Origin of the sequence: Amycolatopsis sp. NPDC098790, from assembly GCF_044759945.1 — a bacterium.
GTDB lineage: Bacteria > Actinomycetota > Actinomycetes > Mycobacteriales > Pseudonocardiaceae > Amycolatopsis.
Map to the genome: position 1 here is coordinate 257,270 of NZ_JBIWAI010000005.1, position 12,231 is coordinate 269,500.

9 protein-coding genes are annotated in these 12,231 nt (G+C 69.7%); 7 read left to right on the plus strand and 2 right to left on the minus strand.

Annotation, left to right across the window (positions count from 1 at the left end; all coding sequences use genetic code 11):
- The first annotated feature begins 152 nt into the window (after positions 1–152).
- Genes ACIQWX_RS34805 through ACIQWX_RS34825 form a run of 5 tightly spaced genes read left to right on the plus strand, consistent with a single transcriptional unit; the run spans position 153 to position 6,990 of the window.
- Complete coding sequence (locus ACIQWX_RS34805) at positions 153–1,598, plus strand: sodium:solute symporter (protein ID WP_400880435.1); 1,446 nt, start codon at positions 153–155, stop codon at positions 1,596–1,598.
- On the plus strand, positions 1,591–2,535 hold the full coding sequence (speB, locus tag ACIQWX_RS34810; RefSeq protein WP_400880438.1) for an agmatinase: 945 nt from the start codon (positions 1,591–1,593) through the stop codon (positions 2,533–2,535). The genes ACIQWX_RS34805 and speB overlap by 8 nt, the downstream gene beginning before the upstream one ends.
- Positions 2,532–4,175: a thiamine pyrophosphate-binding protein gene (locus ACIQWX_RS34815; RefSeq protein WP_400880441.1), complete on the plus strand. Its 1,644-nt coding sequence runs from the start codon at positions 2,532–2,534 to the stop codon at positions 4,173–4,175. Before speB ends, ACIQWX_RS34815 begins: the two co-directional genes overlap by 4 nt.
- Positions 4,172–5,530 carry an aminobutyraldehyde dehydrogenase gene (locus ACIQWX_RS34820; protein ID WP_400880443.1) on the plus strand — a complete coding sequence of 453 codons (1,359 nt, stop codon included), beginning with the start codon at positions 4,172–4,174 and terminating at the stop codon, positions 5,528–5,530. Before ACIQWX_RS34815 ends, ACIQWX_RS34820 begins: the two co-directional genes overlap by 4 nt.
- Positions 5,527–6,990 carry a purine-cytosine permease family protein gene (locus ACIQWX_RS34825; protein WP_400880445.1) on the plus strand — a complete coding sequence of 488 codons (1,464 nt, stop codon included), beginning with the start codon at positions 5,527–5,529 and terminating at the stop codon, positions 6,988–6,990. Before ACIQWX_RS34820 ends, ACIQWX_RS34825 begins: the two co-directional genes overlap by 4 nt.
- A gap of 222 nt (positions 6,991–7,212) precedes the next feature.
- Here the strand turns inward: ACIQWX_RS34825 and dxs are convergent, their stop codons facing one another.
- Entirely contained in the window at positions 7,213–9,126 is a 1,914-nt protein-coding gene (gene dxs, locus ACIQWX_RS34830; protein WP_400880448.1) for a 1-deoxy-D-xylulose-5-phosphate synthase, read from the minus strand.
- A gap of 185 nt (positions 9,127–9,311) precedes the next feature.
- On the opposite strand from dxs, the gene ACIQWX_RS34835 reads away from it, so the two are divergent.
- Positions 9,312–10,781, plus strand: coding sequence for an aldehyde dehydrogenase family protein (locus tag ACIQWX_RS34835; RefSeq protein WP_400880451.1), 1,470 nt, complete (start codon positions 9,312–9,314; stop codon positions 10,779–10,781).
- A gap of 93 nt (positions 10,782–10,874) precedes the next feature.
- The gene (locus ACIQWX_RS34840) at positions 10,875–11,297 is read left to right on the plus strand and encodes a hypothetical protein (protein WP_400880454.1); all 423 of its coding nucleotides are present in this window, start codon (positions 10,875–10,877) and stop codon (positions 11,295–11,297) included.
- A 376-nt stretch (positions 11,298–11,673) separates the two neighbouring features.
- Here ACIQWX_RS34840 and ACIQWX_RS34845 read toward each other — a convergent pair whose 3' ends face one another.
- Entirely contained in the window at positions 11,674–12,231 is a 558-nt protein-coding gene (locus tag ACIQWX_RS34845; protein ID WP_400880456.1) for a TIGR03086 family metal-binding protein, read from the minus strand.

Here is a 12,231-nt window from a genome sequence, read left to right on the forward strand (position 1 = left end):
GTCCCGTAACGGAACATTCACTTCGGTGGTCACTGAATCCGCCGTCGAAGTCATTTCGGCCCATCAGATGTCGACATGGGGACGAATCATCCCATGCCAGGAGGGTGGCGCGCGAACCTACGGTGACCCGAAACCGACGTGAGGAGGACACCGTGACCGGCGACTACGCGGTGATCGCGCTGTACATCGCGGGCATGCTCGGGGTCGGCTGGTACGGCCTCCGGCTCGCGAAGACGAAATCCGACTACCTGGTCGCCGGACGGCGGCTGGGCTGGTTCATGTACTCCGGCACGATGTCGGCCGTCGTCCTCGGCGGCGCGTCGACCGTCGGCGGCGTGAAGCTCGGCTACACCTACGGCATCTCCGGCATGTGGCTGGTCGTCAGCATCGGCGTCGGCATCCTCGTGCTGCACGCGCTGTTCGCCCGGCGGCTGGTCCGGCTGAAGGTCTACACCGTCGGCGAGATGCTCGACCTGCGCTACGGCGGCCGCACCAGCGCGGTGTCCGGCGTCGTGATGTGGGGCTACACGCTGATGCTCACGGTCACCTCGACGCTGGCCTTCGCGACGATCTTCAAGGTGCTCTTCGACCTGCCGAACTGGGCCGGGATCGCGGTCGGCGGCTCGATCGTCGTCCTCTACTCCGTGCTCGGCGGCATGTGGTCGATCACGCTCACCGACATCGCCCAGTTCGTCATCAAGACCATCGGCATCCTGGCGATCCTGCTGCCGGTCGCCATCAGTTCGGCGGGCGGCTTCAGCGGGATGAGCGAAAAGCTGGACGCGAGCTTCTTCAGCTTCACCTCGATCGGCACCGACACGATCATCACGTACTTCGTCATCTACACCTTCGGCCTGCTGATCGGCCAGGACATCTGGCAGCGCGTGTTCACCGCCCGCACGCCCGCGATCGCGACGTCCGGCGGCATCACCTCCGGCGTCTACTGTCTGGTCTACGGCCTGGCCGGCGCCCTGATCGGCACCGCCGCGCACACGCTCTACCCGGACCTCGCCAGTGCCCAGGACGCCTTCGCGACGATCGTCGAGCGGCTGCTCCCGACGGGCGTCCGCGGCCTCGTCCTGGCCGCCGCGCTGTCGGCGATGATGTCGACCGCGAGCGGTGCGCTGATCGCGTGCTCGACCACGACGACGTCGGACCTGCTCACCAAGCTGGGCCTGAAGAAGGGCGGCGAAGTCAGCCGCAACCGGATCGCCACGCTCGTGCTCGGCCTGCTGGCCATCGGCATCGCGATGGTCGTCGACGACGTCGTCAACGCGCTCACCATCGCCTACGACATCCTGGTCGGCGGCCTGCTCGTCGCGATCGTCGGCGCGCTGTTCTGGAAGCGCGGCACGCGGCAGGGCGCGTACGCGTCGATGGTGGCCGGCACGGTGTCGGTGATCGCGTTCATGATCATCGACGGCGTCGACGCCAACACCCCGATCTACTGGGGTCTCGGCGCGAGCCTGGTCGTCTACCTGGCCGTCAGCTTCGCCACGCCCCGCACGGCCGATTCGATTCTTTCCCTCTGGACCCGCCGCCTGGCCGGCGAAGACACCACCACCGAGACCCGGGAACAGGAGCCCACCAGTGCCTAACATCGGACCCCTCGACTCGTCGCGCGTCCCCCGGTTCGCCGGCTTCGCGACCTTCGCGCGGCTCCCGCGGATCGACCAGGTGGAGCACGCCGACGTCGCTGTCGTCGGAGTGCCCTTCGACTCCGGGGTGTCCTACCGGCCCGGCGCGCGGTTCGGCCCGGCGGCCGTCCGCGAAGCGAGCCGGCTGCTGCGGCCGTACCACCCGGAGCTGGACGTCTCGCCGTTCGAGGAGAAGCAGGTCGGCGACGCCGGGGACATCGCGGTCAACCCGTTCAACATCGGCGAAGCGATCGAGACGCTGCAGCAGGAAGCCGAGGCGCTGCAAGCGAACGGGACGCGCCTGGTCACGATCGGCGGCGACCACACGATCGCCCTCCCGCTGCTGCGCGCGGCGGCGAAGCAGCACGGACCCGTTGCGCTGCTGCACTTCGACGCGCACCTCGACACCTGGGACACCTACTTCGGCGAGCCCTACACCCACGGCACCCCGTTCCGGCGGGCGTCCGAGGAAGGCATCCTCGACACGAGCGCGCTGTCGCACGTCGGCACGCGCGGGCCGTTGTACGGCAAGCGCGACCTCGAAGAGGACCGCCGTCTCGGCTTCGGCATCGTCACCTCCGGCGACGTCCTGCGCCGCGGGGTCGCCGAGACGGTCGACGCGCTGCGGCAGCGCATCGGCGACCGGCCGCTGTACGTCTCGGTCGACATCGACGTGCTGGACCCGGCCCACGCGCCCGGCACCGGGACGCCGGAAGCCGGCGGGATGACCAGCCGCGAGCTGCTGGAAATCCTGCGAGGGCTGCGTGACCTGAACCTGGTCGGTGCGGACGTCGTCGAGCTGGCCCCGGCCTACGACCACGCCGAGATCACCGCCATCGCGGCCTCCCACGTCGCCTACGACCTGGTGAGCCTGCTGTCGCTGGGGAAGGGCGCATGAGCCGCATCGGCGGCGACGTCGTCGTCGAAACGCTGCGGGCGCTGGGCGCCGACACGGTGTTCGGCCTGCCGGGCCAGCACGCGCTGGGCCTGTTCGAGGCGCTGCGGCGCGCGGACGACGTGCGCGTGATCAGCGGGCGCGTCGAGAACAACCTCGCGTTCGCCGCCGACGGGTTCGCCCGCGCGCGGCTCGCGGCCCGGCCCGAGGGACCGGTGCCGGTGACGCCGCTGGTCGTGTCGACCGGCCCGGGCGCGTTGCTGACGTTGGCTTCCCTGCAGGAATCCCGGGCGGCTTCGGTGCCGGTGCTCGGCATTTCGAGCCAGGTCCCGGTCGCGGGCCTCGGCGGCGGCCGGCACGGCTACCTGCACGAACTGCCCGACCAGCAGGCGAGCTTCCGGGACGTCGTGAAGTCGGTGCACGTGGTGCGGCGGGCGAGCCAGCTCCCGACGGCGCTGCGGGAGGCGTGGACGTCGGCGGCGACGGCACCGTACGGCCCGGTGTGGGTCGAGATCCCCCAGGACGTGCTGCTCGGCCCGGCCGGGGTCCCGCCGATCACGTCGGTGCCGGCCTCTCCTCCGCCGCTGGAACCGTTGCCGGAGCTGGTCGATGCGGCGGCCGATCTGCTGGCGGCGGCCTCGAACCCGGTGATCCTGGCCGGCGGCGGCGCCCTGCGGTCGGGGGCGCACGCCGAGCTGAAGGCCCTGGCCGAGGCGTTGCGCGCACCGGTGATCTCGACGTTCGGCGGCAAGGGCGTCTTCGGCTGGGACCACGAGCTGTCCGGGCGGTCGTGGCTGGAGGACTGGCACACCACGGAGTTCCTCGCTGCCGCGGACGTCCTGCTCGTGCTCGGCTCGGGCCTCGGCGAGCTGTCCAGCAACTACCGCGAGTTCGCCCCGCGCGGCCGGCTGATCCAGGTCGAGGCCGACCTCGGCAAGCTGGAGTCGAACTACCCCGGTCTGGGCATCCACGCCGACGTCCGGCTCACGCTGCAGGCCCTGCTGGAGCAGGTGCCGATGCGCCCGTCCGACGGCCGGGCCGAGAAAGCGGTCTCGGAACTGCTCGCGCGCGTCGAGTCGCGTTTGGACGCTCAGGACCTCGCGGTCGAACGCAAGCTGATCGACGACATCCGCGAGGCACTGCCCGAGGGCACGCAGACGTTCTGGGACATGACGATCGCGGCGTACTGGGCTTGGTCGGCGTGGAACCCCGAGGGCGCACCGATCCACACGGCCCAGGGAGCGGGCGGCCTGGGTTACGGCCTCCCGGGCGCACTCGGCGGCGCGGCGGCCGGCGGCCCGGCGCTCGCGGTATCGGGTGACGGCGGCGCGATGTACGGCGTCGCCGAGCTGGCCACGGCGGTCCAGCACGGCCTGGACGTGACGTGGCTGATCATCGACGACGGCGGCTACGGCGTGCTGCGCGAGTACCTCACGGACGCGTTCGGCCAGACAACGGCGACGGAGCTGGCCCGTCCCGACTTCGTGGCGCTGGCCCAGTCGTTCGGCGTACCGGCGACGTTGTCCACTCTGGACACCGTGGGCGCCGACCTGGCGAAGGCGCTGCGCACACCGGGCCCGTCCGTCGTAGTCCTCCCCGCGTTGCTGAAGCTGTTCGCGCCGACCCACCTGGAGAAGGCATGACCCGCACGCTCGACCTGACCGACCCGGCGACGGGCGAGGTGTTCGGCACCAGTCCGGTCGCCACGCAGTCCGATGTGGACAAGGCACTCGAAGCGGCCGCGCAAGCGTTTGCGACCTGGCGGCGCAGCACCCCGGCGCAGAGGCAGCTGGCGCTGCTGAAGCTCGCCGACGCCCTCGAAGCGCGAGCCGCCGAGTTCGCCGACCTGGAGATCCGCGAGACGGGCAAGATCCGGTCCGTGGTGCTGGAAGAGGAGATCCCGGAGTGCGTGAGCGCACTGCGGTTCTTCGCCGGAGCGGCACGGCACTTGGAGGGCACGGCGGCCGGCGAGTACGCACCGGGCCACACGTCGGTGATCCGCCGCGAGCCGATCGGCGTGTGCGCGCAGATCGCACCGTGGAACTACCCGCTGATGATGGCGGTCTGGAAGATCGCCCCGGCGCTGGCGGCGGGCAACACGGTGGTGCTGAAGCCGGCCGAGACAACCCCGTCGACGGCGCTGCTGCTGGCCGAGGTGGCGGCGCAGTTCCTGCCCGAGGGAGCGTTCACGGTGCTGACCGGCGACCGCGACACGGGCCGCGCCCTGGTCAAGCACCCGATCACGGCCTTGGTGTCGATCACCGGATCAACGCGAGCGGGCATCGACGTAGCCACGGTGGCGGCGGCCGACCTGAAGCGCACCCACCTGGAACTGGGCGGCAACGCACCCCTGCTGGTGTTCCCGGACGCCGACCTCGCGGCCACGGCCGAGGGCATTGCGGGAGCGGCGTTCTACAACGCGGGCCAGGACTGCACGGCGGGCAGCAGGGTCCTGGTGCACGCATCGATCCACGACGACTTCGTAGCCGAGCTGGCCAAGGTCGCGGCCGCCCAGACCCCGGGCGTCGACTACGGACCGTTGAACAGCGAGGTGCAGTTCTCGCGCGTGGAAGGCCTGATCTCGCGGCTGCCATCACACGCACGAATCGAAACCGGCGGCACCCGATTCGGCTCACAGGGCTTCTACTTCTCCCCCACGGTGATCTCGGGGCTGCGGCAGGACGACGAGATCGTCCAGCAGGAGATCTTCGGCCCGGTCATCACGGTCCAGTCCTTTTCGGACGAAGCTGACGGAGTGGCGCTGGCCAACGGCGTCCCGTATGGACTGGCGTCATCGGTGTGGACGAAGGACCTCGGCATAGCCGCGCGGGTATCGGCGGAGCTGGACTTCGGTTGCGTGTGGGTGAACACGCACGGACCGCTGGTCGCGGAGATGCCCCACGGCGGGTTCGGCCATTCCGGCCACGGCAAGGACCTCTCGGCATACGCATTCGCCGAATACACGCGCGTCAAGCACGTGATGACGAGGTTCGCATGAGCGACAAGATCACGGAGGTGGAGCACCACGGGATCGCCCCGATCCCACCGGAGGAGCAGACGTCGAGGCCGCGGGACCTGTTCCGCATGGCATTCGGCGGCGCGAACACGTTCGCCACGATCATCCTGGGCACGCTCCCGATCGCGTATGGATTGAGCTTCCGAGACGCGGCCCTGGCAACAGCGCTGGGAGTGGTGGTCGGCGGCCTGGTCCTGGCCCCGATGGCGTTGTTCGGCCCGCGAACGCGCACGAACAACGCGGTGTCCTCGGGCGCGCACTTCGGCGTGGTAGGCCGCTGCGTGGGGTCGTTCCTGTCGTTGCTGACGGCAATAACGTTCTTCGCGATCTCGGTGTGGGTGAGCGGCGACGCGGTGGCCGGCGCGGCACAAAGGCTGTTCGGCTTCAACGGCGGCGAGGTCCTGCGCGGAGTGGCGTACGGCGTGATCGCGATGGCAACGCTGGTGGTGTGCATCTACGGCTACCGGTTCATGCTGCTGGTGAACCGAATAGCGGTGGTCCTGGGCACGGCGATCATGCTCCTGGGAGTCGTGGCGTACGGCGGCTCGTTCAACCCGGGTTTTGAAGGAACGGGAACGTACGCACTGGGAACGTTCTGGCCAACGTTCACCTTGGCGGCACTGACGGCGTTGGCGAACCCGATCAGCTTCGGAGCATTCCTCGGCGACTGGGCCCGCTACATCCCGGCGCGCTACAGCAAGCGCTCTCTGCTGGCGGCACCGTTCCTGGCACAGGTGGCAACGCTGCTGCCGTTCGGCTTCGGCATAGCAACGGCAACACTGGTGGCGGACCCGGCGGACTACATCACGGGCCTGACGGCAATGTCCCCGCTGTGGTACGCAATCCCGTTGATCGTGGTGGCCTTGATCGGCGGCCTGTCAACGGGAACGACATCGCTGTACGGAACGGGCCTGGACTTCAGTTCGATCTTCCCGAAGTTGTCCCGCGTCCAGGCAACACTGCTGATCGGAACGCTGAGCGTGGCGTTCATCTTCGTCGGAAATTTCGTACTGGACATGGTATCGAGCATCAACGCGTTCGCAACGCTGATCGTCCTGTGCACAAGCCCGTGGATGGTGATCATGATGATCGGCTTCGTCCAACGCCGAGGCTTCTACGACGTAGCGGACTTGCAGGTGTTCAACGAGGGCCGCCAGGGCGGAAGGTACTGGTTCACCAGAGGGGTGAACTGGCGAGCAATGGCGGCCTGGATCCCAGCAACAACACTGGGCTTGCTGTGCGCAAACACCCCCATGATCGCAGGCCCGCTAAGAGACGTGGCGGGAGGAGTGGACATCAGCCTGCTGGTGACCCTACTGACAGCCGCAGTCGCCTACCCGGTTTTGGTGAAGCTGTTCCCAGAACCCAGAGAGGTGTTCGCACCGGCCCCAGCCGAAACCCCAGCCCCGAAAAAAGAGCTGGGTGGCCATCCCGTCGCCTGAGGCCGCAAAAATCACTTTGAGCCAGGCCCGCAACCCACAAGAAAAAGCAAGAGAACAAGCCAACCTTGCGGGCCTGGCTCAAAGTGATAGGCCTCAATCAGGCGACGGGATGACCACCCAGCGGGGGAGGCCATCCCAGAGCCTGCCCGTCCGGCGAGGACAGTCTTTTACAACCACAGCAAAAGCCGAAGCCCGAGACACCAACGAAACCGAGCCACAGACTCAACTACGGTTGGCATCCTTCTTCGTCGGCTGCTCTTCCGAGCCCAACCGGCCGGCGACCCACTCGGTCACACGACGAGCCACATCCTGAGCCGTCAAGCCGATCCGCCCCAGCACCTCATCGCGGCTGCCCAAGTCGTGGAACGCCTGCGGCACCGCCAAATCCCGCAACGGCACGTCGCACTCGGCATCCCGGAACATCGCGGCCAACGCCGAACCAAAGCCCCCATGCCGCCCACTGTCCTCAACAGTCACAACCATCTTGTGCTGCGAAGCCAACGCAACCAACTCAGCCGGAACAGGCAGCACCCACCGCGGATCAACCACGGTCACACCAATCCCCTGATCGGCGAGCCGATCAGCAGCCGCCAGCCCCAGCGTCGCAAACGGACCCACGGTCACCAGCAGAACATCCGCACCCTCGGTCGGCCGACGAAGCACATCAACGGTGCCGATCCGCTCCACAGCCGTGACATCGGTACCGACCTTCCCCTTCGAGAAGCGCAGCGCAGTCGGCCCATCAGAAACGGCCACAGCCTCCCGCAACTCCTCGCGCAGCGTCCCGGGATCACGCGGAGCAGCCACCCGCATCCCCGGCACCATCCCAAGCAGCGACAGATCCCACATCCCGTGATGGCTAGGCCCATCAGGCCCAGTGATCCCGGCCCGATCGAGCACCAGCGTCACCGGCAGACGATGCAGCGCAACATCCATCAACACCTGGTCAAAAGCCCGGTTGAGGAACGTCGAGTAAATAGCGACAACGGGGTGCAACCCACCCATCGCAAGCCCAGCAGCCGACGTCACCGCGTGCTGCTCGGCAATCCCCACGTCATACCACCGATCCGGGAACGCCTCGGCGAACTTGTCCAACCCGGTGGAACGCAGCATCGCCGCGGTGATGGCGACGACGTCCTCACGCTCGCCGCCGATCCGGGCCAGCTCCTCGCCGAACACGCCGGTCCAGCTCGGCCCCTTGACCGGCGGCAAACCGGTCTCCGGGTCGATCGGATCAGTCTGGTGCATCTGATCGTGCTGATTGTTGACCGCAGGCGCATAACCATGCCCCTTCTCGGTCACCACGTGCACGATCACCGCGCCGCCGAACGCCTTCGCGCTCTGCAGCGCCTTCTCCAGCGCAACCTGATCATGGCCGTCGACCGGCCCGAGGTACTTCAACCCGAGATCGGAAAACATCGCCTGCGGGCTCAACGCGTCCTTCAGCCCGGCCTTGGCGGCGTGCAACGCGGCATAAATCGGCTTCCCGACAACCGGCGTGTGCTTGAGGATCTCCCGGCCACCATCGAGCAGCCGCTCGTAACCAGGCTGCAGCCGCAACGCGGCGAGGTGGTCGGCCAGACCACCGATGGTCGGCGAGTACGACCGCCCGTTGTCGTTGATGACGACGACAACCGGACGCTCGCGGTGCGCGGCGATGTTGTTGAGCGCTTCCCAGCACATACCGCCGGTGAGCGCGCCGTCGCCGACGACGGCGATGGCGTGCCGGTCGCCACCGTCCAGGGCGAACGCCTTCGCCAAGCCGTCCACATAGGACAGAGCAGACGACGCGTGGCTGCTCTCGACCCAGTCGTGTTCACTCTCCGCGCGCGACGGGTAACCGGTGACGCCGCCGGTCTGGCGCAGCAGGTCGAAGCCTCCCGCGCGGCCGGTGACGATCTTGTGCACGTAGGCCTGGTGCCCGACGTCCCAGACGAGCGCGTCGCGCGGCGAGTCGAACACGCGGTGCAGCGCCAGCGTGAGCTCGACGACGCCGAGGTTGGGCCCCAGGTGCCCGCCGGCGCGGCGGACCTTGTCGACGAGGAAGTCCCGGATCTCCGCGGCCAGTTCGCCGAGGTCCTCGACACTCATGCGCTTCAGGTCCGCCGGTCCGTTCAGGGACTCCAGCAACGTCACTCGTCTCCACCTCACTTGATCGGCACGCCCCGCGTCCGGCCCAGTCTACGGAGACCCGCCAGGGTGGTTCCGCCCGCCGCGTCCGGCGTCACAGGCGGAGCGCTACCAAAGGTCATCACGGCAGGTGAACCTCGTCTCCCCACAGTGCTGTGGCGGTCACGCGGCGTGGCCACGAGAATGTGTCCATGGCGGACTTCTTCATCGGCGGCGACTGGGTGGACGCGATCGGCGGCGGGCGCCGGGAGATCCGCTGCCCGGCCGACGGCTCCCCGGTCGCGACGGTCGCCGAAGGCACCGCCCAGGACACCGAGGCCGCGATCGCGGCGGCGCGCCGGGCGTTCGACCGCGGCCCGTGGCCCGGCACGCCCGCGCACCTGCGCGGCGACCTGCTGCTGCGCACCGCGGACCTGCTGGACCGCGACGCGGAGGCGTTCGCCCGCGCGGAGTCGCTCGACACCGGCAAGCGGCTGGTCGAGAGCCGCTACGACATGGCCGACATCGCCGCGTGCCTGCGCTACTTCGGCAAGCTCGCGGCCCAGGACGCCGGGCGGGTCGTCGACACCGGAAACCCGGACGCGATCAGCCGGATCGTGCACGAGCCGGTCGGCGTCTGCGGCCTGATCACGCCGTGGAACTACCCGCTGCTGCAGACCGTGTGGAAGGTCGCGCCGGCGCTGGCGGCGGGCAACACGTTCGTGCTCAAGCCCAGCGAGCTGACGCCGCACACGGCGATCCTGTTCATGAAGCTGCTCACCGAGGCGGGCCTGCCGCCCGGCGTCGCCAACCTGGTGCTCGGCGCGGGTGCCGAGGCCGGCGCGCCGCTGGCGTCCCACCCGAACGTCGACCTGGTGTCGTTCACCGGCGGCCTGGCGACCGGCCGGGTGATCGCCGCGGCGGCCGCCGGGACGGTCAAGAAAGTGGCCCTGGAGCTGGGCGGCAAGAACCCGAACGTGGTGTTCGCCGACGCCGACTTCGAGACGGCCGTCGACTACGCGCTGACGGCGGTGTTCCTGCACTCGGGCCAGGTCTGCTCGGCGGGCGCGCGGCTGATCGTGCAGCGGGAGTGGCACGACGAGTTCGTCGCCGAGCTGGTGCGCCGGGCCGAGCGGATCCGCCTGGGCGGGCCGTTCGACTCCCAGGCGGAGACAGGGCCGCTGATCTCGGCGGCCCACCGCGAGAAGGTCGAGGCGTACGTGGCGGCGGCGCTGGCCGAGGGCGCGGTGCTGCGGACCGGCGGGCGCCGGCCGGACGACCCGGCCCTGGCCGACGGCTTCTACTACCTGCCGACCATCCTGGACCAGGTGAAGCAGGGGTCGTCGGCGGTGGTCGAGGAGTCTTTCGGGCCGGTGCTGACGGTCGAGACGTTCACCGACGAGGACGACGCCGTCCGCATCGCCAACGACACCCACTACGGCCTGGCCGGCGCGGTGTTCACGCAGGACGCATCGCGGGCGCAGCGGGTGGCCGGACGGCTGCGCCACGGAACGATCTGGATCAACGACTTCCACCCGTACCTGCCGCAGGCCGAGTGGGGCGGCTACAAGCAGTCCGGCTTCGGCCGCGAGCTGGGGCCGACGGGGCTGGGCGAGTACACCGAGGTCAAGCACATCTACCAGAACCTCCGCCCGGCACCGCAGCGCTGGTTCGCCGGCTGAGCTGTCCTCGCTGTCCTCCGATCGGGATCCCCCGAACGGCCCAGTCCGAAAAAGGTGATCGGAAGGCGGTATCCGGCGCTTTATGCTGCGTGCGTGACGCGAGCGTGGCGGGTCCCCCGAGCGGTGGCGGCGGGCATCGCCGGCCTCGGGGTGATCGCCGGGCTGACCCTCCGCACGGCGGACTACCCAGGCATGCTGCCCCCGGGCACGCCGGACCCCGAACTGGACATCGGCCTCCGCCTGGTCTGCGCGGCGGCGGTCCTGATCACGGGCACGCTGGCGTACTTGACGTTCGCCCGCCACCAGGACGAGCCCCTGGCCATGGTCTGCCTGCCGGGGCTGGTCGTGACGGGCGTGGTGCTGCGCCACTTGGTGGTGACGCTACCGGGGGTAACACGCATCCAACCGGCGGCGCGGGTGGTGCCGGGAGCCGGGGCATGGGTGCTGCTGGTGTCGGGCATCGCGATGACGGCGGCCGGCCTGGCGGCGGCGTTCGCGGTCCGCCGGGCAAGCTGACGCCACCCGCCCGGGGCCGGGTTGGTGCGATGCCCAGCCGCCGCGACGGCAGGCCAGACCTCGGCCAAGTGATGGGTCTCCCAGCCCCGCGCGCAGCGGAATTGCCACCGCACCGTGCCGCCGCGGCCGAGCAGGCCATCGCCTGCCGGGACGGGCGGCACCGTCCGGCAGCCACCACCGCGCCTGGGCAAGCAGCCGCTCCGCAGCACCCACCACCGCGCGAACGGCAGCCGGCGCTCGCTGGCCACCCGCCGCGCCGCAGCACCCACCACCGCACGAGCGACAGCCGGCGCTCGATGGCCACCCGCCGCTCCGAAGCGGGCCGCCACCGCGGCACCCGGCGGCCGCCGCAGTCCCTCGTCGGCTCTGGCTTCCCTCAGCCGCTCACCGCCTTCCGGCCGAGGAACGCCGCCAGCCGGTCCGCCGCCGTCGCGCCTTCCGGGGCGTCCACCTCCGGCCCGAACGGCCCGCCCGGCTGCCGCGGCGCCGATCCGAACCGCGCCCGCCACTGCTCCAACGCCCGCGACGCCAACTCCGGCAACAAATCCGTCGAAACACCCCGCGCGTCGGCGATGTCCCACCCGTGCACCACGTACTCGTTGACCCGCATGTGCACCAGGAACACCCCCGGCACCTCGCCCAGCGGCGTCGTCACCTTCCGCGAGAACAACCCGGGCGAAGCCAGCACCGCCCGAGCCGCCGCCACCGACGTCACGAACGCCGGAACCGGCGACGCACCCAGGTAATCGCCATCCGGGACCGGCGGGCCCATCCCCGCCCAGAACGCCACTTTCGCGTTGCCGTGCGCCAAGTGGTTCACCACCGCGCGCACGTCCCAGTCCGCGCACGCCGTCGGCGCGTCCCAAGCCGAGATGCCGGCCACCAGGCCGGTCACCGTCGAAGCCGCCAGGTCGAATTCCTCGAGTGGAGTCAT